This window comes from Polyangiaceae bacterium (assembly GCA_016715885.1).
Lineage (GTDB): Bacteria > Myxococcota_A > Polyangia > Polyangiales > Polyangiaceae > Polyangium.
In genome coordinates this window covers 87,387-113,280 of record JADJXL010000028.1, presented here as the reverse complement: position 1 = coordinate 113,280, position 25,894 = coordinate 87,387, and the positions used below count along the sequence as shown (strand labels likewise).

The 25,894-nt window shown below is 61.6% G+C and carries 15 protein-coding genes; 7 read left to right on the top strand and 8 right to left on the bottom strand.

Annotation, left to right across the window (positions count from 1 at the left end):
• Positions 1-486 carry a hypothetical protein gene (locus IPM54_41680; protein ID MBK9266285.1) on the bottom strand — a complete coding sequence of 162 codons (486 nt, stop codon included), beginning with the start codon at positions 484-486 and terminating at the stop codon, positions 1-3.
• Positions 487-572: 86 nt separating this feature from the next.
• On the opposite strand from IPM54_41680, the gene IPM54_41675 reads away from it, so the two are divergent.
• The 3 genes from IPM54_41675 (at position 573) to IPM54_41665 (ending at position 3,803) form a co-directional block, all read left to right on the top strand.
• Positions 573-1,940 carry a cytochrome P450 gene (locus tag IPM54_41675; GenBank protein MBK9266284.1) on the top strand — a complete coding sequence of 456 codons (1,368 nt, stop codon included), beginning with the start codon at positions 573-575 and terminating at the stop codon, positions 1,938-1,940.
• Positions 1,941-2,027: 87 nt separating this feature from the next.
• On the top strand, positions 2,028-3,104 hold the full coding sequence (locus IPM54_41670) for a hypothetical protein (protein ID MBK9266283.1): 1,077 nt from the start codon (positions 2,028-2,030) through the stop codon (positions 3,102-3,104).
• 99 nt (positions 3,105-3,203) lie between these two features.
• Positions 3,204-3,803, top strand: a complete 600-nt coding sequence (locus IPM54_41665) for a YqgE/AlgH family protein (protein ID MBK9266282.1) — start codon at positions 3,204-3,206, stop codon at positions 3,801-3,803.
• Positions 3,804-3,846: 43 nt separating this feature from the next.
• Here the strand turns inward: IPM54_41665 and IPM54_41660 are convergent, their stop codons facing one another.
• Positions 3,847-4,770, bottom strand: coding sequence for a hypothetical protein (locus IPM54_41660; protein MBK9266281.1), 924 nt, complete (start codon positions 4,768-4,770; stop codon positions 3,847-3,849).
• Between the two features lie 185 nt (positions 4,771-4,955).
• Between IPM54_41660 and IPM54_41655 the strand changes: the two genes are divergently transcribed.
• On the top strand, positions 4,956-15,980 hold the full coding sequence (locus tag IPM54_41655) for a tetratricopeptide repeat protein (protein ID MBK9266280.1): 11,025 nt from the start codon (positions 4,956-4,958) through the stop codon (positions 15,978-15,980).
• 314 nt (positions 15,981-16,294) lie between these two features.
• On the top strand, positions 16,295-16,636 hold the full coding sequence (locus IPM54_41650) for an HU family DNA-binding protein (protein ID MBK9266279.1): 342 nt from the start codon (positions 16,295-16,297) through the stop codon (positions 16,634-16,636).
• 80 nt (positions 16,637-16,716) lie between these two features.
• Here IPM54_41650 and IPM54_41645 read toward each other — a convergent pair whose 3' ends face one another.
• Complete coding sequence (locus IPM54_41645; protein ID MBK9266278.1) at positions 16,717-17,328, bottom strand: hypothetical protein; 612 nt, start codon at positions 17,326-17,328, stop codon at positions 16,717-16,719.
• Between the two features lie 353 nt (positions 17,329-17,681).
• Here IPM54_41645 and IPM54_41640 point away from each other — a divergent pair, with 353 nt between their 5' ends.
• Positions 17,682-18,518 carry a hypothetical protein gene (locus IPM54_41640; GenBank protein ID MBK9266277.1) on the top strand — a complete coding sequence of 279 codons (837 nt, stop codon included), beginning with the start codon at positions 17,682-17,684 and terminating at the stop codon, positions 18,516-18,518.
• A gap of 66 nt (positions 18,519-18,584) precedes the next feature.
• Here IPM54_41640 and IPM54_41635 read toward each other — a convergent pair whose 3' ends face one another.
• From IPM54_41635 to IPM54_41620, 4 genes are all read right to left on the bottom strand, one after another.
• On the bottom strand, positions 18,585-19,856 hold the full coding sequence (locus tag IPM54_41635) for a serine hydroxymethyltransferase (protein MBK9266276.1): 1,272 nt from the start codon (positions 19,854-19,856) through the stop codon (positions 18,585-18,587).
• A complete protein-coding gene (locus tag IPM54_41630) occupies positions 19,856-21,154 on the bottom strand; it encodes a 2-oxo acid dehydrogenase subunit E2 (GenBank protein MBK9266275.1) in 1,299 nt (432 codons plus the stop codon). Before IPM54_41630 ends, IPM54_41635 begins: the two co-directional genes overlap by 1 nt.
• 124 nt (positions 21,155-21,278) lie before the next feature.
• A complete protein-coding gene (locus tag IPM54_41625) occupies positions 21,279-22,022 on the bottom strand; it encodes an NrdH-redoxin (protein ID MBK9266274.1) in 744 nt (247 codons plus the stop codon).
• Positions 22,019-24,037: an ABC-F family ATP-binding cassette domain-containing protein gene (locus IPM54_41620; GenBank protein MBK9266273.1), complete on the bottom strand. Its 2,019-nt coding sequence runs from the start codon at positions 24,035-24,037 to the stop codon at positions 22,019-22,021. Before IPM54_41620 ends, IPM54_41625 begins: the two co-directional genes overlap by 4 nt.
• A gap of 104 nt (positions 24,038-24,141) precedes the next feature.
• On the opposite strand from IPM54_41620, the gene IPM54_41615 reads away from it, so the two are divergent.
• Positions 24,142-24,753 carry a hypothetical protein gene (locus IPM54_41615; GenBank protein ID MBK9266272.1) on the top strand — a complete coding sequence of 204 codons (612 nt, stop codon included), beginning with the start codon at positions 24,142-24,144 and terminating at the stop codon, positions 24,751-24,753.
• 3 nt (positions 24,754-24,756) lie between these two features.
• Here the strand turns inward: IPM54_41615 and IPM54_41610 are convergent, their stop codons facing one another.
• On the bottom strand, positions 24,757-25,887 hold the full coding sequence (locus IPM54_41610) for a response regulator (GenBank protein ID MBK9266271.1): 1,131 nt from the start codon (positions 25,885-25,887) through the stop codon (positions 24,757-24,759).
• Positions 25,888-25,894 lie beyond the last annotated feature (7 nt).

The following is a 25,894-nucleotide window of genomic DNA, read 5'->3' as shown; positions in this document are numbered from 1 at the left end:
TCAAACGCGCCGATTGTCCACACCCACCACGGTTTGTCCCTCTGGCCACTCGAGCTCGAGCGTTTCGCCAAACCTCGTCGATGCGTACTTTCCACGCACCGCACGAAAACGCTGGCCAATGCGCGCGAGCAATTCGATGGGCGGGGGCTCTGTCGAAAACATCTCGAACTGCGATCGCGCAGCGATTGGATCGAATTCGCCTTTGAGCATCGATTGCAAGGGGCCAACGAGCCCCTCGGCCGCCGCGATTTCGGTGCCCGTGGGCCAAGGCTTCGTCTTGTCGTTCAATTCGGAAAGACGCGTTCCCTTCGCCAATAGCCCATAAAAACCTTCTCGAAACGGCACTTCGATCTCCACGGCGTAATGCACCAAATCGTGCACGAGCAGGCTCCTCGTCTCGAGCTCGGCAGATTCCGTGCTCCCATCGGATCGCACGATGGCAAAACGATGTTGGTCGGGAGAAAGACGCGTGAAGAGGATACGCATGGGCCAATGAATAGCACTTCGCCCAAACGTTGCACGGTGCTGGATGCTCGTTGCGCGCGGCGCACGTATGTGCTCGACTGTCGATCATGGATCAAGCGAGAGTCGATACGGGTGGGGCGAACGAGGGCGCGGCTTCCGCAAAACCGATTCCCAAGCTAAAATTCAACATCGTCGATCAGTTCCGGGCACTCGCCGATCCGCTACGCATCATAGCGGAAGCGATGCGCGAGCACGGCGAGACGCTCGAAGTGCCTTCGCCGACGGGCCCCATGGTCATGTCGGGCGATCCCGAGGTGGTGAAGGCAATTTTTACCGCAGACCACGATCCGTTCGGCATTCCTTTTCAGTCCCAGCTTGGTCCATTTTTTGGCGAGACGTCCCTCATTCTGACCCCTGGCGCGCGCCACCGGCAGGACAGAAAGCTTTTGGCGCCGCCGTTTCATGGCGCTCGTATGCGGGCGTACGGTCAAACGATCATTGAAATCACGCTGCGTCAAGCCGCCAAGTTGATTCGCGGCAAAACCTTCAAGATGCTCGATCTGACGCAATCCATCACGCTCGAAGTCATTCTGCGCGCCGTATTCGGCGTGGATGATGACGATCGATTGGAAGAGTTTCGAGAGGCCGTGGTCGAGCTCGTGGCGGCCATGTCGACGCCGATCATCACGGTATTCGAGTTTACGCGTCGTGAATTGGGTGGGTTCGGTCCTTGGGCGCGTTTTCGCCGGGCCTCCGAAGCGCTCGATGCGTTGCTGTTCGAAGAAATGAAGAAGCGCCGAGGTCATACGGAGGGGCGCGAAGACATTCTGAGTTTGATGCTCGACGCGCGTTATGAAGACGGTCAAGGCATGACGGAGAAAGAGCTACGCGACCAACTGCATTTGCTCCTTTTTGCAGGACACGACACGACGTCCACGGCGCTGGCGTGGGCATTTTATTGGGTTTGTCGCCAGCCGCTCGAACGAGAAAAACTCATGGCGGAAATCGACGCGATGGGGGATTCGCCCGATCCGGAGACGATCGTCGCGCAACCGTACCTCGATGCGTTTTGCCAAGAGACGCTTCGCATTCATCCCGTCGCGCCCAACGTCGCGCGCCTTTTGCGAAAACCGTTCGATTTGCTGGGCAATACCATTCCCGAAGGCACCGTCCTGACAGCATCCATCATGATGCTTCACGAAAACGAAAAGCTTTATCCGGAGCCGCGCACATTTCGGCCCGAACGATTCCTCGAGCGGAAGTTTTCCCCATACGAATTCATTCCTTTCGGTGGCGGACCACGGCGGTGCATCGGCGCGGCGTTTGCCATGTACGAATTGAAGATTGCGCTGGCGACGCTGCTAAGGCGTTACCAATTCCGCCTCGTGAGGGATGCGCCCGTGCAGTACACGCAGCGGGGTCTCACGATGGGACCGAAGGGCGGCATTGAAATGGTGCTCGAAGGCCGGCGCTGATCGTTTTTCCTTGCTCGACAAGCGAGCGTCGAAAAATCGAAGCAACATACTTTACAAGGCGTTTGTCCTGACATGATAAGCGTGGAGATGGAGAGATCATCCGAGGGCAGTACACGACGGCTCGTGCAGCTCTGCGCGGGGTATTTCTTCTTTTATGTCATCACGGGTATCGTCGTGAAGTATTTCCAGGGAAAACAGGAATTAGGTTTTCCCGGAATGAACGATTTCGAGTATCTGGCGTACAGCACGCTGGGAGCGAATGCGACATGCGCCGCCGTCGTCCTCGTCAAGCGCTGGTATCACCTTCGCTCGACGGAGCTCGTTACGCTGTTTGGAAGGTCATTTCCAAGAGAATATCTGTACATCATCCCGTCGGGGGTATGCACGGCCGTCGTGATTCCTGCGACGACGCTCATGTATTCGTTGCCCATTTCGGTGATGGTGGCGATGGTCATCATGCGCGGCAGTGTCATCGTCATCAGTCGCTTGGTCGATGCAATTCAGATTCGGCAAGGCATTCTGAAGAAAACGGTGCATCGCGAGGAAAACGTTGCCGTCGTATTCGCCCTTTGCGCCGTCGGGGTCCACTTGGTGATGGATACGGGGCAGGAGGGATTCGGTTTTTTGCATTCTCCAGCGGCGGTCATGATTCTCGTTTCCTACATCGTGGCTTACGCCATCCGAATTTACATCATGAATTATTACAAAAACACGCGGCCCAAGGGCGCTCCGTCCCAAAATGAAATGTTTTTCGGCGTTGAACAAATCGCGGCGAGCTTGACGATGATCAGCGCTGTCGTGTTTCTGGTGGGCGCACCGAATTGGTTTGGCTGGTCCGCCCCGCAAATGTTGAAATTTCAGGCGGCGGTGCTTCATCCGCATCCGGGCTGGTGGAGCGCTGCGTTGGCGAGCATTTCGTTTGGAATGGTCGCGTTTTTCTCGGTCTTCATCTTCATGTTCAAGGGACGAACGGCAACGTTTGCGGGCCTCGTGAATCGATTGACTTCGCTCGTGGCAGGCACCGCGTCCACGCTCCTGTTTTTTGTTTTCTTCGGGGGCAAACTGCCAAGCGCTGCGGATTGGGCATCACTCGGCTTCATCCTCGTGGCCGTTGGCTTCTTGACGATTGCCGAACGACGACACTCGGCGGAGCTGGCAACGTGACGGCCTGCAGCGTGATGGGCAGGTAAATCGCGCGCTGGCATTCACAAGTCGCATATGAAGGGGCGGCGCACGAAAACTTCGCTTATGATGGAGTGAATCATGAAACATGCAGACCGATCGCTCGCGCCCGGGTTTTTGATCGCATCTCCCCCGCTCGGAGACCCGAACTTCGATCGGACTGTGGTGCTTTTGGCCGTGCATGGAAAAGAAGGAGCGCTCGGCTTCGTCGTCAATCGCGTCGCGCCCGTGTCGCTCGGTGAAGTGTTCAAATTCGCCGGTTATGGCGAAGCCGAAGCGCAAGACCAAGGCGCCGTGTATTTAGGGGGGCCCGTGTCGCCTTCGACCGGTTGGATCCTCTGCGCCGATCCCGAGCTCGATCCAAAAGAAGAAGGCGTCCTCGCCATCGATGATCGATTGCGCATCACCTCGCGGCGCACGGCGTTCGATGCATTCGTGCGGGACCGCATGAAGCGACCGGGCGAGCCGGATCCGAAGAAACGGATGGTGATCCTTGGTTATAGCGGCTGGGGTCCGGGACAGCTCGAACGCGAAATCGGCGCGGGCGCATGGTTGCCCACGCCGCTCGATGAGCAAGTTGTTTTCGACGTGGACGTCGAGAAAAGATGGGAGCGCGCGTATGCGCTCCATGGGCTGACGCCGGCCGTGATGATGACCATGCGTGGTGGTGGAGAGGCATAGGGCAAAGCCTCTTTTCCCTCTCTCCCTCGTATGGGAGATGGGGCTAGGGGGTGAGGTGTTTTCCCGTTGCACGACGAAAACGCCGATCGTGCCAGCGCAGCATCTCGAGCGTACCGACTTCGCGCAGCCACGGTTGATCGTGAGGGCCTGGCAAGACGATCGCATCGTGCGCGACGTGTCGTTTGGAAAGCTCGGCCGAGAGCGCTTCGTTTGCAGCGCGAAACGGGTCAGCAGAGCTCGTCTCCACGTGAATGCCGCGTGGCCCGTGCTGCTTCATGACCGCTGCGAGCCGATCGGCATAGGGGGCGGCGCGATGCACGCCAATGGCGGCTTGAACGGCACCGAGCGCGCCGAACGTTTGCGGGCTGCGAAGGAAAACTTCGATGGCGACAAACCCTCCGAGCGAGCAGCCGTCGATCGCCATGCGTGCAGGATCGCTCGTGATGGAAGCTTCGCGCCGAGCACGCGGGATGACGACGTCGGTGATCCACTGCGTGTAGCCATCGAGCGCAGCTTTGAGGTTGGGGGCTCGGTTGACGTTTGGCGTGTATGGACACGCTATGACAAACCCAGCGAACGGTGTGCTCGATAGGTCCGCGTTGACGGCCCGCAGATGTTCGTCGGTGAAGTCTCGACGTTTCGTCGTGCGGACGATGGGCGGGTGGTAGAGGCGCGAGATGGCGGAAGCGAGGCCGTAACGTTCGAGCCACGCAAACGCGCCCATGCGCTGGTCGCCCGTTTCACCGAGTCCATGAAGGAGGACGAGCAGCGGAACGTTGGAGCTCAGAACAATTTTTCGCGGAATGACAAGCGTCATTCGTTGCCCGAGTGATCGATCGCCGGGTAGCGCGATGTCGCGCACGTCGATGTCGGAACCGCTCGTTACGTCAGCGTTCGCGATGCCTGAGCGAAGAGATGCCAGGCTTGCAGCGACGGCACCGAGGAACGTGCGACGTGTCGCGCGCATGGTGACGAAAGGTAACCGATGTTCAGCGTCCATGGCCACCCTCGAGCGACGCGGTTCATCGTTCAGCGTTGTTCAGGCGGTTTCGGTATTTCGCGTGCACGTCCAGAACAGTGGGATCGGCTGGGCGGGATCCTTGATACCTTGTCCGTCGCGCCGATTATCCCCCGGCTGCTCGGACAAGAGACATGCAGGAATCGAATACCGGACGTGCCTTGCCGCAACTGGACACCGTCGCTTCGGCTCTCGAACAGACACTCGAGAATGAGCCTGCGCTTTTGGATTTGATGGTCCAGGCGCTGTCGAAGGGAGCGAGCCCCGCGGACTTGTGGGAGCTGCTTCATGCAAACGCCCAAAGGGATGGACGAGTCGCGGAGCTTGCCGCGGCGTACGATACGGTTTGTCGCGACCGCAAAGTTCGTCTGTTGCAACCAGCCGCGCAGGTCGAGCTGATTTTGAACGGTGCGGGTTTCATCTGCGACATCGCGGGTGATGGCGGAGCGGCGCAACCGCATCTCGAGCGCGTGATGCAACTGTCTCCAGGCAACGTGGATGCATTCCAGCGTCTCGAAACGATTCTGCGCGAGCGCGAGGACTGGGTGAAGCTCGCCGAGCTTTACATGGGGATGTCGTCGCATCGTCAGGACAAACAGGAGCAGCTCGCATTCATGCGCGCTGCCGTGCAGATTTATGGGGCGCTGCCGGGCGAGGAAGAGAAAGCGTTCAAGCTGCATCAGCAGATCTTGCGTAGCGATCCGACCGATGCCGATAGCCGCGCAGCGTTGACGGAACGTCTCGTGGCAGCGGGACGTTTGGCAGACGTGGCCAAGCTGTTCGAGGCGGCGATTGCGGCCGATCCACCGCCCGCCGAAGAAGAAGTTCTGGCCTTGCGCGAGCAGGCCATCGAGCTGTACGTCGAACAGCTCCACGAGCTCGAGAAGGCGTTGCCGCATGCCGAGGAAGTGCTCAAGAAAAACCCGGACAGCGAGCTTGCGTGGCGGGCATGCGAGCAGCTTTTGACGCACAAGACGCTGGCAGCTCGTGCGGCTGCTGCAATCGAAAACGTATACACGCAGCGCGAGCAATACGAAGACGCGGCTCGCATGCTGACGATCCAGATCGATAGCGTGCGTGGTCCGAGGCGCCTCGAAGCACAAAAGCGTTTGGCGCTGCTTCAGTACGACAAACTAGGTGATCTGCCCGCGGCATTTTCGCTGCACGAAGGCATCCTGACGGTCGATCCGAACGACGACGAAGTGCGAGCTCGTTATCGCAGCATTGGCGCTGCGCTCGATCGACGATTGGACGTTACGCGTGTGCTGACGCGTGCATCCGCGAGCGCGAAGGATCCCCTCGTTCGCGCCAAGATTTCAGCCGACCTTGGCGAGCTCTTCCTCGAGGCGGGCGATACGAAACGCGCACGAGCTTCGCTTCAGAGCGTCGTGGATTCTGGTTTGTCCGACGAGGCCGGCGTCCGTGCGGCGAAAGCTTTGGCGGACCTCTGCGAACAAGCGCCGGATTGGACTGCGCTCGCCGTCGTGCTCGAACGGCTGAGCGAGATCGATCCGGATGCCGAGTCGCGCGCGAAGGTCGCGTACCGTTTGGCGCATCTGTACGAGATGCAGCTCAACAACATCACGGGAGCGATTGGCGCGTACCGCAAGCTCATTGGTACGTCACTCGAAACCGATGCTCTCCCGGTGCTCGAACGTTTGTACGAATCGACGGGTGACGAAGTATCGCTCGCGGACGTGCTCGAGCGCCGAGCACTCCACGAGAAGGACGGCGACGCAGCGCGACAGCTCGCTTTCCGTGCGGCGGATCTGCGAGCCGCTCGATCGAGTGACCTCGGTGCGGTCCTCGACGGATGGCGAAGGTTCCTCGAGACATACGGCCCATCGCGCGAGATTCATGCGCGCATTTTGCCGTTGCTCGAACGGGAACGACGATTCGAAGAACTGGCGAAGACGCTCGATGCGGAAGCAGGGCTCACGCCGCCCGAAGAACGCATCCCCGTCTTGGCGAAGTTGGCCCAGGTTCGGCTAGAAAAACTCAACGACGGTGCCGGTGCAATCGCGGCGTATCGTCAAGCGCTCGATCTGGATCGATCGGACGAAGGGTGTCGCCAGGCTGTCGAGCAGCTCTTGCGCCGTGGTGATCAGCGCATTGCAGCGGCCGATGTGCTCGAACCGATATATCGCCAAGAGGGCATGCCATCGGGACTGCTTGAAGTGCTCGAAGCGCGCGCCGAGCTTGCGGGGGACGCGGCGACGAAGCTTGCGGCGCTTCGTGAAGGAACCGAGATCGCCGATCAGCAATTGGGTGATCAAAAGCGCGCATTGAACAATGCGGGACTCGGCTTGCGCGTCGCCGTGAGCGAATCGGCGGACGAGGTGCCCGAATGGCTCGCTTCCGTGCAGCGGCTCGCGGGATCGGATCCGGCGCGGTTGGCGAACATATTGGTGCAAGCGCTGGGCGACAGAAGCATTGATCATGCGGCCCTTGCGGAGCTTGCAAAAGCGACCGGAGAAGCGCTCGCTGAATATGGTGATTTCATTGGCGCACTCACGGTGCTCCGAAAGGCGCTCGCGTTCGAGCCTTCATCGGCGGAGTTGATTTCGCGGATCGATGGGCTGCTCGAGCAACACGGCACGCCGCAAGAGCGATTGGAGCTGCATCGTGGAGCATTGGCAGCGACGACAGAGCCCGAGCGCAGGCGCGAGTTGTTCCATTCGATTGGAGCCATTCAAAGGCACGGTCTGAATGACTTGGCAGGAGCTGCAGCGACGTACAAACGAGCGCTCGAAGAAGATCCGTCCGATCGCGCTGCGTACGAGGCAGGGCTCGATGTGCTCGAAGCGTCTCGAGATTACGAAGGCTTCTATTCGGCACTCGTGGGAGGCGCCGAGCGCGAGGGTGATGCGAAAGAGCGGTCGAAGATCGTTCTGCGAATGGCGAATCTTTCGGCGGATCGCGACTGGGTCGATCGGGCGCGACAGCATTATCGAACGCTGCTCGATGAACGCGCAGAGCTCAGCGAAGAGACGCTGGACAAGATTGCCGACCTGAGTCGAAAGACCGGGGACAACGAGCTTTATCGTGTGCTGCTCGAACGGCGCATCGAAATTGCCGACGGACCGCTGGCCGTGGCCCAGTGGCTCGAACGCCTGGCGGAGCTCAAGGCAGATGCATTCGGAGATGCACCTGGTTCCATTGCCGATTGTCTGCGCGCAGGCGATCTTGCGGAGAATGGTGGCGATGACGCACTGGCCGAGCGTCTTTTCGAGCGAGTGATTGCGCTCGAAGCCGATCATCGCGAAGCGGCGCAGCGGCTCGTGACGATTTATCGACGTTTGGAGAAATGGTCGCAGCTCCCTGCCGTTTACGACATTCTCGGTCGCACGGCTGCGGATGTCGCAGAACGCGCGGACAAACTCCTCGAATTCGAAGACGCCGCCATTCGTGCAGGCGTGACGATGCATTACGTCGGCGCGGTGGATGGTTTGGCAGAGCAAGGCGATGCACTCGATGCCGATCGTCGCGATGCTCTCGAAGCTGCACGCACGCGGGTGCTCGCTGCCGATCCGGAACGTCAGGACGACGCGGCAGCGGCGTATCGCCGAATGATCGAGCGCAAGAGCGATCCTTGGAGCGCCGTGGAAGCGTTCGAAGGGTTCCTCGATCGCAGTCCGCTCAGCTCGGCGCGCCTCGACGATCGCCGGTGGGTGCTGCGATTCCGCATGGATCATGCCGAGGGCGATAGGCGGATCGAAGCGCTCGTCGCGTGGGCATCTGCCGAGGAAAACGTATTCAAGGATTTGGCTGCCGCGGACAAACTCTACAGCCAAGTGCTCGAACAAGAGGCGACGAACAACACGGCGCTCGAAGCTCGAAGCCGCATCTTGATCGAATTGGGCGACGTCGAAGGCGCTGCAGCGATGATCGCGCGCCGTCGTGATTTGCGCGAAGGCGCCGAACGCACGGCGCTCGAGCTCGAGTTGTCGCAGCTTCTCCTCGAACGGCTCGGACGCGTGGATGAAGCGCTGTCTGCCGTCGAGCCGGTGCTCGATGCCGAACCGGGCAATGAAGGAGCGATTGCGCTTCTCGAACGGGCGCTTACGCGACCGGATTCCCGTCGGCGTGCGGCGGAGCTGCTCGAACGAGCGTGCGATGCTGCCGGAGATGAAACCATTTCTGCGCGCATTCTGAAGGTGCTCATCGCAACGCCGGCCGATGCCACCGACGTGGCGGATCTGCGCCCCGGCTGGTTCACGCGGCTGCTCGATAGGCCCGGAGCGGAGCCTGCGATTGCGCTCGACCTCGCGCTTCAGGCGCTCGACGAGCTCACCTACGAAGCGACGTTGTGGGAGCGCGCCGAACAGCTTGGACGCGACGCGGAAAAGCCCGAGCTCGTCGCGGAGATGTACCGGAAAAAGTTGGAGTCCGAAGCAGTTCTTTCGCTTCCGCCCGACCAAACGGACGATCTAGGGCGCCGAGCGGTGGACTACCACGAAGAGTTTTTCTTCGAGGATCAGGACACCGTGATGAAGCTGTTGCGGCGGGTGGTGGACGTCGCGCCCGACGCATTCTGGGCCTTCGAGCGGTTGAAGCTTGCCTACAACCAGAATGAACGCTGGCGGGAATTGTTCTCGCTGTACGACCAAGCGATTGCACGAACCGACGACAAGTTCACGAAGATCGAATTGCTCGAAGACGCTGCCGAGTCGGCGAAGGATCTCGCAGGAAATCCCGACAAAGCAGTGGATTACCTGGAGCACCTCCTACCGCTCAAACCAAGAGACAAGAAGATCCGCTTGTCGCTCGAACGGCTCTACGAGCGCCTTGCTCGTCATCGACCGCTCATTGATTTGTTGTCGCAGGAGCTCGATTCGCTCGAAGTCGAGCCGGCGCAGAGACTCCGCGCGCGCATTGCAGCACTTTGGATCGATGGCGTGGCCGATCCCGATGCTGCGTATGCCGTCGTTGCGGACATGCTCAACGTGGATCAGGCGCGTCTCGAAGCGGTTGGTCTTCTCGAACGCATTCTCACGCTGACAAGTGCTGGCGTGATCGATCCGCTTGTCAATCCGCCTGCGGAATCGTCGGAAGCATCGGCTCGGCAGCGCGCAGCAGCGGCGGTCGAAGCGCGATATCGGAGGGACGAGCGACACGAAGACTTGGCGCGCGTGCTCGGTGTGCGGCTCGAGAGCGCAGCGGATGCGGAATCGCGAGGCAAGCTGCTTCGCGAGATCGTGCACCTGCGCGCGGAAGTGCTCGGCGACCCCGCTTCGGCGCTCGAAAACCTCGCAGCGCTCGTGGCACTGGAACCGGGCGAGCCGGCACATCGCGCCGACCTTGATCGATTGGCCGCAAAGGTTGGTCGCGACGATCGTTTGGCCGAGGTGCTCGTCAACGTTGCGGCTGTCGTCCCTGGGCCGCTCAAGATCGAGCTCCTCAGCCATGCATCGTCGATTTTCGTCGACCGTCTCGGCGATCGTGGTCGCGCCATCGAAATCGGTCGTTCGATTCTCGCGCTGCACGAAGAGCATCCCGACTTGGTGATTGCTCCAGCCCGCACACTCGAACAACTGCTCGCGCTGGAAGGGCGTTCGGGCGAGCGATGCGACGTGCTCGAACGATTGGCGCAGCTCGAGAAGGAATCGGATCCGACGGCACGGCGTGCGGACTTGCTCGAAGCCGCGCGTCTTGCATCGAAGGATCTGGAGGACAAACCTCGCGCGATTGCAGCATATCGCGCGACGCTTGCGGACCAACCGCGTGACGTCGAAGCGCTCACGGGGCTCGCCGCGGACCTCGAATTCGAACGTCGTTTCGCCGAGCTCGCCGAGGTTCTCGAACAACGGGCAGCCCTCACGGAAGGCGATAGCGCGCGAAGTGACCTCGTGCGTGTCGCCGTGATCTGTGATCAGGAGCTTGGCGATGTCGCGCGCGCCGTGACGGTTTGGGAAGCCGTGCGTACGCGATTCGGCGCCGATGACGAGAGCTGCGATGCGCTCGCCGTGTTGCTTGCAAAGTCGTCGCGCTGGAACGACCTCGTCGAGCTGTACCAGGCAAGTGCGAAGCTGGCCGATGAGGCCGAGTCGATTGCACGAGCTGCGGATCTGTATCGACGCCTCGGTGATGTGCAGCGAGATCGCACGGCCCAATGGCTCGAAGCCGTCACGAGCTACGAATCGTCCATTCGATTGGGCGATGCCGGAGGCAAGGCCGCTCTTGGTGGACTCGAAACGCTCTTGTCGCTCATCGAATTGGACGACGAAGAGCGGCGCCCGGTGCTTTCGAGTGCCGTGCGTGTGCTCGCAGCGACCTATGCGGCTTCGGGCGATTGGCAAAGCACGGTAGCGTTGCTCGAACAGCGCCTTGCAGCATCGAATTCCGTCGAAGAGCGCACGAGCATTCTCACGGAGACCGCGTCGCTCTACGAGCATCGTCAACAAGACTTGGGACTCGCTTTCGGTGCCATTTGGCGAGCGTTTGCCGAGGCGAAGTCGCCCGAGCTTGCGGCGGAGGTGCAGCGTTTGGCGCACGCGGCCGATCGTTGGTCCGACGTGGCGGAAGTTTTTCCGGGCGTCGAGGCGGAAGGTGGCGTTCCTGCGCTCGTTGCGCGGGATTTGTGGTGGGATCTCGCGAAGTGGCATCGCGACCAGCGCGGTGACGAGCGTTCTGCGGAGACTGCGATCGAGCGTGCGCTTGGTTATGACGCGACAAACCGCGAGATGCTCACGGCGCTCGTGGAGATTCGCAGGCATGCGCCGGGCCGATCGCTCGTCGATGCGCTCTTGCGATTGAGCGACGTATCGGACGAACCATTGCCGCTTCATCGCGAAGCCGTGGTAACGGCGATCGATCACGTGGGCGATGCTTCGCTCGCAAAAACCATTGCCGAAGCGATGCTCGACAAAGCGAAGACACGCTGGGCGAGCGATGGTTCGGATGCGTCGAGTTTGCCGGCAACGAGCGCCTCATGGGCGATCGACGTGCTGGTGAAGATTTATCGCGACGAGAGCAATTCGGCGCGCGTCGTCGAATTGTGCCTCGATGGCGCGAAGCTTCCGTTCGAGACGCCGCATCGACGCGCGTTACGTCTTTCCGCGGCCGAAATCTCGGAAGCGCCTGCAGCCATCACGATTTACGAAGAGCTCTTCGGGGAAAACCCGACCGATGCTCTCGTAGGTGATCGTCTCGACAAACTGTACCGCTCCGAGGGGCGTCGCACGGATTTGCTCGCGCTGCGCGAAAAGCAGATATCCGTTGCGGCGGATTCGGCGTCGCGCGTCGATTTGCGCGTCGACTTGGCGCTCCTGTTGACGGAGGCCGGGGAGATCGACCGAGCCATTGCGACGCTCCGCAAGAACCTCGAGGAAAACCCGCTGCACGGGCCTTCCGTGGACAAACTCGCAGAGCTTTTCGAGGGGCGTGGGGATCACGCTGCGCTCGCATCGCTGTGGGAGGACCAAGCGGCGCGGCGTGAAGCGACTCGCGAGACGCAATTGGCGGCCGAGTTGTGGCGCCGAGCAGCGATCATTGCAGAAACGAGCGTGGGCGACGTTGCGCGTGCGACGTCGGATTATCGTCGCGCAGCGCGCTTCCGCGACATCGCGTCGCTCGATGCGCTCGCGCGTCTCTTCACGGCACGTGGCGATCATCCGTCGGCAGCCGAAGTGCTGGAGATCATCTGCACCGATTCTCCAGTCGACGCGGCGCCGCATCCGGTCCTGCGTTTGGCCGAGTCGTACATCGCGGCGGGCGAGCCGGCGATGGCGCGACAACGCCTCGAGGAGGCGCTGCAGAAGGTCACGGATACGGCGCCCATTCGTGCGCGTTTGTCCGTGCTCTACCGTGAAGCAGAAGCCTGGGGACCGCTTGCAGAGCTCACTGCGGTCGAGGCGCAACACACGGAGAACGTTGCACTTCGAACGAAACTGCTCCGTGAAGCGGCGGACCTGCATGTTTCGAAGCGAAACGATCCGCAGTCGGCCGTTCCGCTGCTCGAACAGGCAGCAGCGCTCACGCCCGACGATCGAGCCATCAAGCTCACGCTTTGCGATGCATTGAGCGCTGCGGGGCGCATCGAGGAAGCATCGGCCGTATTGCGGCAAATCATCGACGCATACGGCGCACGGCGTCCGAAGGATCGCGCGGTCGTGCACCATTACTTGGCGCGCGTTTACCTTGCATCGGGTGATCGTTCGAGCGCCCTATCCGAGCTCGACGTAGCTCTCAAGATCGATCCGACGCACCCGGAAATTCTGCTTGCCGTGGCGCGTCTGTCCTTCGACGAAGGCCAATACGATCGCTCGCAACGCACCTATCGTTCGCTGCTCATGATGGTTCGTCGTTTGCGCGACGAATCGCCGGAGCCCGCGGTCACACGTACCGAAATTCTCCACGCATTGGCAGAAATCGCGGAGAAACAGGGCGATACCGATCGCGCGGTCGAGCACGTCGAATCGGCTTTCGAAGCGGCACGCGAAAACACGCTGGAGTGCGATCGACTCGTTCGAGCGCTCCGGGGCAAACCCAATCACAAGAACCTCGCGAGGGCGCTCGAATTGCGCATGGAGATCTCCGGCAACGAGCCGCACCTCGCGACGATTACCGAGCTCGCTGCGCTCTACGAGCAACACCTCGGAAAGGCCGCTGGGGCGCTCGACTTGTGGCTGCGTACGATCGAATTGCGTCCGACTTCGGCGGATGCACATCGGTCGGCCTTGGCGCTTGCACGGCGCTTGGGCTCGCTCGATCGATACGTCGGTGCGCTGCGCCGCCTCATCGATGCAACGACGAACGATCCGCCGCTCATCGATTTGCTTCTGCACCTGGGTCGCGCGCTCGCCGAAGGCAACGAGGCGGACAAGGCCGACGAGATGTTCGCTCGTGCCGAAGCGCTGCTGCTGAAGCGGCCCGGGGACAGGCGCATTCACGAAGTGTGGCGCGCGCTCGAAGCGTCTTGTGCACGTCGTGGCGATCGCGCTGGACAAATCGCCATCCTCGAAAAACGCATTCAAGCTGCAGCCGAAAGCGCTCCCGCGGCCGACGTTGCCGATGGCTTGTACCGGCTTGCCGAGCTCGTGCTCGGAGATGCCGAACACACGGAACGTTCGCTCGACGCGCTCGAGCGTGCGCTTGGTCTCGATCCTCAGCCCGAACGCGCCGAGGCGATTTTCCGCCGAGGTTTCGAGCAAGGTGTTTCGGACGCTCGTCTCCTCGAGCTGTACGAGAAGTTTGCCCGCGAGCATGATCGTCCGAGCGCACTCGTGGATGCGCTCGTCCGATTGGGTGGTCAGCGTGGCGTGACGGCGTATCAAGAGGCGTATGCGATTGCGCAGAAGGTCGGCGATTCGTCGCTCATCGAGCACGTATTGCGCCGCGCGATCAACAAGTCCGACGGTGATGCACTGGTTCCGGACGATTACTGGGCCGTGACGGCGCTTTCGGCACTTCGTTCGAGTGCGGAGGATTTCGCCGAGGCTGCGTCACTCGAAGAGCGTGCGGCTCGCATTGCAGCGCCAGATGCCGAGCGCGGGCATTTGATTGCTGCTGCAACGATCGCGAAGGACAAACTCGGCAATCTCGAGCAAGCAGCGCGAATTTATGCCGAGCTATTCGAGAGGGAGCCGGCAGACCGCGAAGTCTGGGAACCGCTCGTCGAGCTTTATCGACGATTGGGTGACGACGCAGGACTCGGCAAAGTGCTCGAACAACTGATCTCGTTGCTCGAGGCGGTCGAGGATCGTTCGCGCATGCGGCTGGAGCTCGCGGCACTCGCGCAAAAACGCGAAGGCGGAGACGAACGTGCCATCGAGGTGCTCGCGGAGCTGCTCGAGGATGATCCGACGAACGAGCAAGCGGCGTCGCAGCAGGCGGCGCTGCTCGAGAAGGCAGGGCGTTTCGACGACCTTGCGAACTTGCTCGAACGTCGAATCGATGCGGCCAAGGATCGCCAAGATTCGCCGCAGGTGCTCGCGCTCTCGAACCGGCTTGCGTCGCTTTTCGAGCAGCAAAATGATCTCGATCGGGCGCGCGATGCGTACTTCGCAATCCTCGATTGGGATGGCTCGAACGTCGATGCTTTGCGCGCCATCGTTCGCGTTTGCGAAAAGCGCGGCGAAGCTTCGGATGTTGCCGACGCCCTGGAAAAACTCCTCGGCGCCGAGAAAGACGAAGCTGCCGAGAAGACTGCGCTGCAACTTGCCGATGTGCGAACTCGGCAGAACGACGACGAAGGCGTGGACCGAGCGCTCGAGATGGGTCTACGTGCGCATCCCGCAAGCTCCGTACTCGGTACGAAGCTGAAGGAACGGCTCGAGAGTCGTGGTGACTTCCGCAAGCTGGCCGAGATTCACGTGATGGAGGCGGACAATGCGACGGAAACGCCGAATCGCATTGCGGGCTTGCGCAAGGCGGCTGCGATTTTGCGCGAGAAGGAGCAGGACCTGCCGGGAGCCATCGACATTCTTCGCCGCGCGCTCGAGCTCGATTCTTCCGATCGAACGCTCGTGAGCGAATTCGTTGGAGCTCAAGCGGAAATGGGCGACCACCAGGTTGCCGCTGCGACGATTGCGTCGATTGCCTCGGCGCTCGAAATGGGTGCTGCGATCGATTTGATGCTGCACGCAGCCAAGCAGCTCATTGCGGTCGAAGGCGGCGGAGACGCAGCGGCAGAGCTCGTCGAGGATGTGCGACGACGGCAGCCGGAGGCCTGGGATCCGGTGATCATCTTGGCCGAAGCGTACGTTGCTGCGGGACGCGTCGACGAGGCGCGACCACTGGCGGCAAATGCAGTGGCGGCTTTCGAGGGACGTCGGTCGAAGACGCTTGCAGCGGCACACCACGCAATGGCGGCGGTCGAGCGCGCATCGGGCAACGACGCCGAGGCACTCGTGCAATTCTCGAAGGCGTTCGAGGTTGACCCGACAAACATCGAGTTTGCTCTCGAGCTAGGCCAATTCGCAGTCGATCGGGGCGAAGCGGACATCGCTGCACGTGCGCTTCGCGTGGTGACGATGGCGAAAACGTCGAGCGGCGGCGTGACGTCGCGGCACAAAGCGCTGGGGTATTACCACCTCGGTCGACTTGCTGCTTCGCAAGGAGATCGGGGCAAAGCGCGGCTGCTCGTGGACAAAGCGCTCGCCGAAGACGCGGCTCTCGAGGTTGCGCGAAGCCTCGCTGCGGAACTCGCCGGCGGCTGATCCGGCGGCTTTTCCAGGGTGAACGGCATGATCGTGCCAGTTCGCCGAACCATCCAAACTCATCCCCGACGGTTGGTGTCGTTCTTCAAGCGAGCGATTTTCGGCCTATTTCCAGGCGAAATCGGCTGATTTTTCCAAAGGGTTCGGCGCGCCGCGCAGGACTTCGACGTGTCATGCGTGCGGGGTCGAAGCTCGAAATCGCCATTTCCGCACTCAATTGGGCTTTTTTTGTTACGCGCCGCGTGTATGGTTTGCGTCGAGCAGAGCGCGCGGCGAGGGGTCGCGCGTGATGCATAGGTCGGAGGAGTTTTTCAATGGCGACCAAGAAGGCTGCTGCTAGCGCCGGTTCGAAAAAGTCGTTGAGCAAGAGCGCTCTGGTTCAGGCGATCACCGAAGCTGCGGGCGAGGAAATTACTCGCAAGCAAGTCAAGAGCGTCATCGATTCGTTGGTCACGGTCGGGCACCGTGAATTGAAGAAGTCGGGCATCTTCACGTTGCCCGGTTTCGCAAAGTTCCGCGTCGTCAAGCGCCCGGCAACGAAGGCTCGTCAGGGGATCAATCCCTTCACGAAGCAGCCGATGACGTTCCCGGCCAAACCCGCGAGCAAATCGGTTCGCGCGCGCCCGATCAAGGCCATCAAAGACGCTCTCGCCTGATCATCGCACGGCTCCCTTCGCGGTAGCCGATGCGCGACGAACGGCCACGCCAATGCGTGGCCGTTCGCTTTTCAAAACCTTTACTTCCTCTTCTTGTACACCTGCACGCTGATCGGACCCGAACCCGTCTTGGCCGTCGCCTCGACCTTCGCAAGCCCTGCGATCGGGAACGACCACGCGTAACAGCTTTGCTTTGCACCAATCGACGCGGACGAACCCGCTTCTTGATCCACCGCGAGCGTTGGATTGGCGGCCATCGCTGCCAATGCCGGAGGCACCGAACCCGATACGTCGAGCAGCAGCTTCATGTCTATTTCGGTCACGCTCGGCGCGCCTTGCGCAAGAATCGTGTAGCAATGGCCTGGCTCGAGCATCAGACCGACCGGCGTCGTCACGCTCTGACCTTCAGGCACGTTCATGCACACCTCTGCACCCTCGGCCTTCATGCCAGGAGCATCCGTGCCTGCGCGTCCCTTGAGCATCGTGGACAAACCCAGCGAAACGACCGAATCACAGGGGGCCGGCGCTGCGGGCGGAGGCGGAGGCGGCGGGGGCGGCGGAGGCGGCGGAGGCATGTAAGCGCCTGCATCCGGACCAGGTTGCGGCGGCACTTCCGGTTCGCTGCATCCAAACATCGTCGGCAATACCGTGATGATCACGGCCGCCACGGCGCACTTCGTCCAAGTCGTCATCGATCCCTCCATGTTCGAGCGCGCGCGAGCCATGCGCGCGATGTTGTTCTCAGTCCGCGCTCATACACCCTAACCGCATCGCAAGTCACGTTCGTGACTTTGTCGCGAGCATCATTCACGTTTCACGCGAGTTTGCCGCTCATGTCGTAGCGAGAAAAACAATCCGACAGCCGCTGTAAGGATTGGTGCCGTAGATCGTTCAGGCAGTGGGACGAAATCGGGCTCTGTGCGATATGGTCTTGCTTGCTCCCCGTCCAATCAGCCGGGACAGTAGTCAACAAGCTCGACCGTCAGCGGCGCAAGCCATCGCAGTACGGCACGACAAGATTTGCCCGACTCCCGAGGAGGTCGCTTTGTATCGAACCATCGTTGTTTCGTCCGCCTTGCTCTTCACGCTCGCGCTAGCGACCGGTTGCGAGAAGCAGGACGCATCTCAGAACCCTCAAACCGCGCAGAACCCGTATCAGCAGGGTCAATACCCGCAAGGACAGTACCCGCAGGGGCAGCCGCCTCCCGGGGGATATCAGCAGCCACCGCCTGGTGGTTATCAACAGCCGCCTCCCGGTGGCTATCAGCAGCCGCCTCCTGGTGGTTATCAACAGCCGGCTCCCGGTGGCTATCAGCAGCCTTATCCGCAGCAGCCCGGTCAGCCTGCCCCGCAGCAGCCTGCGCCGGGGGGCACGGCAGCGCCTGCTCCAGGCGGCTTCCCGTTCCCGATTCCAGGCATGCCGGCGCCTGGAGGCACCACGGCGCCTCAACAAGGTGGAACGGCGTCAGGCGGATTGGCGTCGCGCATCGATCCGAACTTCGCGGCCGCCGCAACCGGGCCGCTCATGCTCTTCGCTCAGCAACAAGCGCCAGGCATGCAGCGCGAAGGCAACGTCGCCGCAGCGCAATTCCAAGAGGGGCAATCGATGGAAGAGCCCGTCAGCTTGCAGCCGGGCAAGTGCTACACGGTGCTCGCCGTTGGCGCGGGCGTGGCGGAAGTGGACATCGCGTTGCAACTCACGACGCCCATGCCCGGAATGAATCCCGCGCTCGCACAAGACAGCGGCGCTGGGCACCAGGCGGCACTTGGTGGTGGCGGCAATTGTTACAAGTGGCCTTGGCCGATGGCTGGTCAAGCCAAGTACGTGATCAAAGCGACGCGTGGCTCGGGCATCGTCGCAGGTCAGCTCTACGTGAAGTGACGTAGAAACTTCGTCGAATCGGGGCGCTTGTCTGGACGAACCAGACAGCGCCCCATTCGTTTGTCGTCAAAGCAAAATGCCGGGGGCGGGAAATGCCTTGCAGAAGTCGCGAACGTCGCCGCGAATTCGCGACTGCAGCGCTTCGTCGGCCGGATGATCGGCGACTTCGGCCATCCACGCCGCGATCTGCTCCATGTCTTTCGTCCCCATGCCTCGTGACGTGATCGCCGCTGTGCCGAGACGAACTCCCGATGGATCCATGGGTTTGCGCGGATCGAACGGAATCGAGTTGTAGTTGGCGACGAGGCCAGCTCGATCGAGCGCCTTCGCGTAGGGCTTTCCGCCGATGTTTTTCGGCGTCATGTCGACGAGGAGCAGGTGATTGTCGGTGCCTCCGGTGATGAGCCGGAAGCCTCGAGCTTCGAGCGCACTGGCAAGCGCAGCAGCATTCGCCACGATGTTCGAGGCATACGCTTTGAACGAGGGTTGTGACGCTTCACGCGCAGCAACCGCGATGGCTGCGGTCGTGTGGTTGTGCGGGCCGCCCTGCAGGCCAGGAAAAACCGCTCGATCGATGGCTGCTGCATGTTCGGCCTTGCACATGATCGCGGCGCCTCGCGGCCCACGGAACGTCTTGTGCGTCGTCATCGTCACGACGTCCGCAATGCCAATCGGCGACGCGTGCGCACCGCCCGCCACGAGACCCGCGATGTGCGCGATGTCCGCCGCCAAGATCGCGCCCACTTCATCCGCAATCGAACGAAACGCTGCAAAGTCGATCGCTCGCGGATACGCCGTCGTGCCGCACCAAATGAGCTTCGGCCGATGCTGCCGCGCGAGCTCGCGCACCTGATCGATGTCGATCCGATGATCGCTTTGGCGCACGCCATAGGCGACGCTCTGAAAAAACTTCCCCGTGATGCTGACGCTCCAGCCATGCGTCAGATGGCCGCCCGCAGGCAGTCCAAGGCCCATGATCGTTTCGCCTGGTTTGACGAACGCGAGGTACACGGCGAGGTTTGCCGGGCTGCCCGAATACGGCTGCACGTTGACGTGATCGGCGCCGAAGACTTGCTTCATGCGACTGCGCGCAAGCTCTTCGACGAGGTCCACCTGCTGTTGGCCCTCGTAATAGCGTTTGGCCGGGTACCCCTCGGAATACTTGTTCGTCAGGACAGACCCGGTTGCTTCGAGGACCGCGCGCGAGACGTAGTTTTCGCTCGCGATGAGGCGGATCGTCTCCGCCTCGGCGCGCGCTTCGCGATCGATGAGCTCGGCAATTTCCGGATCGACTTGGGAAAGCGGAGCGTGACCTTCGAACTTCGTTTCGGACGACATCAGACCTCGAACTCGCCACGCGTGAGCAGGTCGGCGACCCGCCACAAGAAGGAGTTTGCCAGTACGCCGTCGACGACGCGGTGATCGTACGAGAGCGCCATGTACATCACGGGGTGAATCGCAATGACGTCCTCGCCATCCCGCGTGACGACGACAGGGCGCTTTTTGATTTCACCCATGCGCAAAATGCCCACGTTCGGCTGTGAGATGATTGCACCACCAAAGAGGTTGCCTTTGGTGCCCGGGTTGCTGACGGAGAACGTCGTTCCTGCGAGGTCGTCGGCCGTGATCTTGTTCGCGCGCGCCTTGGTGGCCATCGCGTCGATTTGCGCCGCCAGCCCGCGTAGCGAGAGCTGATCGGCATTCTTGATGCTCGGCACGATGAGCCCGCCTGGGGTGTCGACCGCAATGCCCAGGTTGATCTCTTTGATGACCGCGAACGAATTCTCGAGCACGCGGGCGTTCAGATGCGGGTATTCGCGCAGCCCGCGAATCGTTGCTGCACAAATGAACGACAGGAACGTGAGCGGAACGCCTTCCTTCTTCAGACGGTCCTTGTGTTGCTCGCGCAGCTTCGACGTCGCATGCAGGTCGACTTCGGCCACCGTCACGACATGGGGCGCCGTGACCTTCGAATAAACCATGTGGTCGGCCGTGATGCGGCGACGGCGCGAGAACGGAACGACCTCGTCACCCGCGCGCGGCGTGTACGGGGGAACCTTGTACGAGCCAAACCCGACACCTGGTATCGGCGGGACAAACCCGCCGCCAGCGTTCACGAGTTGCGAAAGCTCGACCACTGGGGCAGGCGCTGCGACGGGTGCCGGCGCGGGCGCTGCCGGTGCAGGAGCAGGAGCTGCGGCTCGACGTACGTCGTCGTGGGTAACGCGGCCGCGCTCGCCCGTGCCTTGTACCTGCGACAGATCGACGCCTTCTTCTCGAGCAAGCTTACGCGTCGAAGGCGACGTCAGGAGCGAGGCTGCGGACTCGGGCGCTGCCGCGGGTGCGGCTGGTGCAGGTGCGGGGGCCGGGGCAGGCTTTGCAGGCGCCGATGAAGCCGTCACGGTTTCGTCGATCTGGCAAATCAAGGCGCCCTTCGGAACAATCGCTCCTTCGGCCACCGCCAGTTTGACGATTTTTCCTGCAGCAGGCGCAGGCACTTCCGTGTCGGCTTTGTCGGTCGCTACGTCGAGCAGCGGCTGCTCGCGCGCCACGATGTCGCCTTCGCGTACCCGCCACTTGGTTACGGTTCCCTCGGCCACGCTCTCGCCGAGCTGGGGCATGAGCACGTCGATCATGGAGTCGCTCCTCCGATTCCCGCCTGGCAATGGGGTTTCTACGCGGGGGCCGGTCGTATACGCCGTGGAGCGCAGGAGGGCAACGTGCTGCGCGCACGTGAATGCACGTCAGCCGCTTTCGCGCTCAAAGCGCCGTGCCCAGCGCGCGATCGATCGCATGTGGGCTGTATCCCACGAGAATTTGACCGCGAATGTCGATGACCGGAATGCTCCCGCCTCGCTGCCCGGATTTTTCGAGCTTCTCACGCATCTCGAGCGCAGCAGACCGGTCCTCCTCGATGTCCTTGTGAACGATCCGAACTCCCTTTGACTTCAAATATTTTTCAGCGTCATGACAGGGCTTGCACCACGACGCGCCATAAAGGATCGCCGTCACGTTCGACGCCACCGTGGGTGGTTTGTCATTACGATCTGGCGCCTGAGGACCACTCGACGCAGCACTTGCAACGGGCTTCGGCGGCGCAACCTTGGCGATGTACGCCGCACGGCGCTTCTCCACTTCGCCCTCCCACGCGCGCCGCGACATCGTCTTTGCCGTGTATCCGCCGTCGGCACCCTTGGTCGTCAAGTCGACGACGTAAAACGCATCCTTCGTTCCAGCTTCGCGATCACTCACGACCACACGCACGAGCGATCGGCCTTCCGCAGGGACGCCCGCAACGTCGAGCTCCACGTGCAGTTCGCCCTTTTCGTCCATCCATGTGAGCAGCAGGTTTGGCGTGTCATCGCGGATCGTCAGAGCTGGAAGCTCTTTCGTGAGCACAACTGGAGCTGTGCCGTCGTCCTTCTTCTTCCGAGAACACCCGCTCGTCGTCACGGCGAACGTCACGAATAGCAGCACCAAGAGTCCTACGATGGCACCCCTCATGTCGTTCTCCCCGTCGCGTCGTAAGCCGCAATCTCTTCCCCAAGCATGGTCCACTCCGTGACGAATGCATCGACGCGGCGCGCGAGCGCTTGCTCGTCCTCCGCCATACGCGACAGCTTGGCCCAATCACCACCGTGATCCTGCTTCAACGCTTCGCGCATCTTGGAAAGCTCGGCCTCACCCGCCGCGATCTCGTCCTCGAGCTCCACGATGCGCTTCTTCTTGCGCTCCATGGCTCGCGCCGCAGCCTTCGCCGCTTCGAACGAACGCTTCTTGTCGAGCTGTGACGCTTGCGTCGCGACTTCACTTCGCGCAACCGTCGATGCACTTCGCTTCACGGCCCGCTTTTCTGGCCCCGGAGCTGCACCTTCCAGCGCACTCGGATCATCCTCGTCGTCCTCCGGAGCGTTCGCGTTTCGTCGCGCGCTTTCTTCGTACACGCGATAGCCGACCGGAAGCACTTCGATGCCGCCCGGAACAAACGCCACGATGCGCGTCGTGACCGCTTCGAGAAAACGCCGGTCGTGGGAAACCAGCAGCACCGTGCCTTCGAAGCCCGTCAGTGCTTCTTCGAGGATTTCGGCGGCGGGAATGTCGAGGTGATTGGTGGGTTCGTCCAGGAACAAAAGGTTGCGCGGTTCGAGCAGCAATTTGGCGAGCGCCAAACGACTCCGCTCGCCCCCGGAAAACCCATTCACCTTGCGAAGGGTGTCGTCGCCGTAGAAGCGGAAACGCGCAAGGTACTGCCTGGCCGCATCGACGTTCATGTCGCCGCGTACGCTACGCACTTCTTCCACGGCGGTCTTCGTCGGATCGAGCGATCCAAGATGCTGATCGAAATACCCGTCGCAAAGGTTCGTTCCGCGACGAACATCACCCTCGTCACCGTCCATCCGCCGGCCCGCCAAAATGCCGAGCAACGTCGACTTTCCAGTGCCGTTTGGACCGACAATCCCGATGCGTTCGCCGCGACGAACCAGCAAGTCGAGACCACCGAAAAGCTTGCGCCCGCCTCGCTCGGCACCAAGTCCTCGGGCATCCAGCACGATGTCTCCACTGCGCGGAGTTTGGGCGAACCGAAACGCAACCTTCTCCGCTCGAGCCCAAACGTCCTCCGGACGCTCGACGACCTCGAGCTTGTCCAGCATCTTGCGCCGGCTCTGCGCTTGCTTGGTCTTTTGACCTGCAATGTTTCGGCGGATGAAATCTTCAGTTTTCGCGACGAATGCTTCCTGCCTCGCAGCAAGCTCACGCTCGCGTTCGAGGTCCTCTCGTCTGGCGATCGCATAGGCGGAATATGCGAGCGGATAGCTGCGAAACGTCTTTTGCCCGAGCTCCATGGTGATGGGACAGAGCGCATCGAGCAGGGCGCGATCGTGCGAGACGACGAGCATCGCACTGGACAAACCCGCTAGATAACGTTCTAGCCACGCGATCGTTTCGATGTCGAGATGGTTCGTGGGTTCGTCGAGCAAAACGAGGTCCGGCTCGACGGCGAGCGACGAACCCAAGTACAGTCGACCTCGCTCACCCCCGGACAAACTCGACAGCGGACGTGTCATGTCCGAATCGCTGAAGCCGAGATGTTCGGCGAGCATTCGAATACGCCGCTCGAGCTCGTCGCCACCGGCCATGTGATAACGATCCGTCAGCACGCCGAGCTCTTCGAGGGCCGCAGGGTTGCCCGTTTCCGCCGCGCGCGTTGCACGATCGAGCTCTTGCCTCAGCGCATGGAGGTCCCCGAAGGCCGACAAGAAGGCATCGAAAACCGTTCCGTCTTTGGGTAACTCGTGCGATTGCCGAGCGTACGCAACGCGCGCTCCGCGGCGCACGACGATCGACCCCTCGTCCGGAACGAGCTCGCGCGCGATGAGCCTCAGCAGTGTCGATTTTCCTGCGCCATTTGGGGCAACGAGGGCGGCACGTTCGCCCCGTGACAATGTGAATGTAACGCCTTGAAAAAGACGGTTCTGGCCATGACCAAAACCGACGTCGGCGACCTGAAGGACGGTCATTTCCGCGAGTTCTAGCACGCTGCCTGACGCGGGCAGACACCGAGCGCGAGAGCCTTTCCGAAGCTCACACATCCGGGCTCAACCTGGACTAGCATCCCACCCCGATGACAAACGCGAACCTCGAACCCATCGCCGTCTCATGGACCGAGGAGCTCGCTCGCGCGCTGCAACAACGTTCCGCATGGTCGTACCTGGGTACGGTCGAGATCGTGGAACACACGGGCGCTGCGACGTTGGGCGGGGTGATCGATCGGCGTCTCGTGCGACTCGAACCAGGCGTGTCGCCGATCGACACGATCGAGAAATGGCGCCAATTGCCCGAAGGAAGAATCATCGATCGCATGGTTGTCCAGGCAAACACCATGCTCTTGCGACGACTACCTCCACCACGCGGCGTCGAAGCTTTCGGGCCGAATTGGCTTCGTGACTTTGGAGGCGGCGGGACGATCGTCGTGCTTGGAACCGCGTCCGATCTCATTCACGTCGCCCGCACGTACAACGACACGCCCACGGGCGCTCGCATTCGTACCGCCGTTGCGGACAGCAAGCCGGGGTCGCTCGTCGCCGTTGCCGGTGAGGGTCTCACGGCGACGATGGTCTGCATGGTGAGCCTTTCGCTCACGCCGCAAGGCGTTCACATCGTGAGCGTCGTCGACAACAAGTCGCGCACGAATGCGAAACTCGCGCGCGCCGACGCGTCGCTCGCGCAGAGATAGAGGCTAGTACCGCTTGTTGGGATCTTGATCGAGCTTCTTCAAGTTGAGCTCGATGCGTCGGTTGCCTGGATCGAGCTCCAGAGCTTGCTTCCAGAACTTGCGCGCTTCGTCGCGATTGCCCGCTCTGAGCGCAGAGAAACCCTGGTCCATGAGCGATGCGACCTCGCGCTCTCTCTTGCGCGCCGCAATCTCCTCGGGCGATTCGGGTGGAGGCGGCGGAGGAGGCAGGTCCTGCGGAGGCGGCGGAGGAGCCATGTCTCGAGGCAACGGCGGAGGCGCCGGAGCGAGGTTGTCGAGGCGCATGCGAGCGTTGGTCGGAAGCTGCACCTTCTGCGCAACGAAGTTTTCGGGTTCGAAACTCCAATCATCCTTGCTGCCCGCCGATGAGATGCGGCCCGGACGAACCGACGGTCGCGGCGCCGCGTCGTCATCCGTCGACCCACCGCGTGCTTTCTCGTCGAGCTTGCGCACGCCTTCCATCAGGATGTGCTGATAGTCGCCGTAAATCGTGCGCTCGAAATCGGGCGGGAAGGGGGCCATGTTGAACACGCCATCCTCGACGGCGATCATCTCGTGCACGGCGTCTTCACCGACGATGTTGTCCCAAATCCCGTGCACGATGTCGCCGTTCTGGATGAGGATCACACCGGAGCTTTGGCCTCGCGCGATGCGCAGCGCGGTGGTCTTGCGGCCGAGACACAGCATCTGGATGACGTCGACAGCGGATAGCTCGGACAAACTCCCGAGCAAGCTGTCGCGGATTTCCATCGCTTGCAAAAGCGCCGCTCGCAGCTCGTGCAAGTCGAACGGCTTGCGAATGAGCTTGAGACATCCGACGGCATGCGCCTTGTCGCGGATCGTGTTGACGTCGAATGCAGTCATCACGATGGCGCGTGTGTCGGGCGTTTCGACGGCTGCCCAGCAGACGAGATCCATGCCGCTCATGCCTGGGAGATGAACGTCCGTCACGAGCACGTCGATGGGCGTTTCCCGCAGGATCTGACGGCCGATCTCCGCGTTTTTCGCGAGTAGGACGTCGTAGCGGTGGTTGTCCTGATAAAGGAATCGATGCAGCGCAAGAACGATCCCGTCCTCGTCGTCGACGATGAGCACTCTCTGGCGACGCTGGGCCATGGCTGTT

Bases quoted from the DNA above. Each gene is read 5' to 3' on its own strand.
- IPM54_41680 (MBK9266285.1), bottom strand. From the start codon at position 486: ATGCGTATCCTCTTCACGCGTCTTTCTCCCGACCAACATCGTTTTGCC.
- IPM54_41675 (MBK9266284.1), top strand. From the start codon at position 573: ATGGATCAAGCGAGAGTCGATACGGGTGGGGCGAACGAGGGCGCGGCT.
- IPM54_41670 (MBK9266283.1), top strand. From the start codon at position 2,028: ATGGAGAGATCATCCGAGGGCAGTACACGACGGCTCGTGCAGCTCTGC.
- IPM54_41665 (MBK9266282.1), top strand. From the start codon at position 3,204: ATGAAACATGCAGACCGATCGCTCGCGCCCGGGTTTTTGATCGCATCT.
- IPM54_41660 (MBK9266281.1), bottom strand. From the start codon at position 4,770: ATGCGCGCGACACGTCGCACGTTCCTCGGTGCCGTCGCTGCAAGCCTG.
- IPM54_41655 (MBK9266280.1), top strand. From the start codon at position 4,956: ATGCAGGAATCGAATACCGGACGTGCCTTGCCGCAACTGGACACCGTC.
- IPM54_41650 (MBK9266279.1), top strand. From the start codon at position 16,295: ATGGCGACCAAGAAGGCTGCTGCTAGCGCCGGTTCGAAAAAGTCGTTG.
- IPM54_41645 (MBK9266278.1), bottom strand. From the start codon at position 17,328: ATGACGACTTGGACGAAGTGCGCCGTGGCGGCCGTGATCATCACGGTA.
- IPM54_41635 (MBK9266276.1), bottom strand. From the start codon at position 19,856: ATGTCGTCCGAAACGAAGTTCGAAGGTCACGCTCCGCTTTCCCAAGTC.
- IPM54_41630 (MBK9266275.1), bottom strand. From the start codon at position 21,154: ATGATCGACGTGCTCATGCCCCAGCTCGGCGAGAGCGTGGCCGAGGGA.
- IPM54_41625 (MBK9266274.1), bottom strand. From the start codon at position 22,022: ATGAGGGGTGCCATCGTAGGACTCTTGGTGCTGCTATTCGTGACGTTC.
- IPM54_41620 (MBK9266273.1), bottom strand. From the start codon at position 24,037: ATGACCGTCCTTCAGGTCGCCGACGTCGGTTTTGGTCATGGCCAGAAC.
- IPM54_41615 (MBK9266272.1), top strand. From the start codon at position 24,142: ATGACAAACGCGAACCTCGAACCCATCGCCGTCTCATGGACCGAGGAG.
- IPM54_41610 (MBK9266271.1), bottom strand. From the start codon at position 25,887: ATGGCCCAGCGTCGCCAGAGAGTGCTCATCGTCGACGACGAGGACGGG.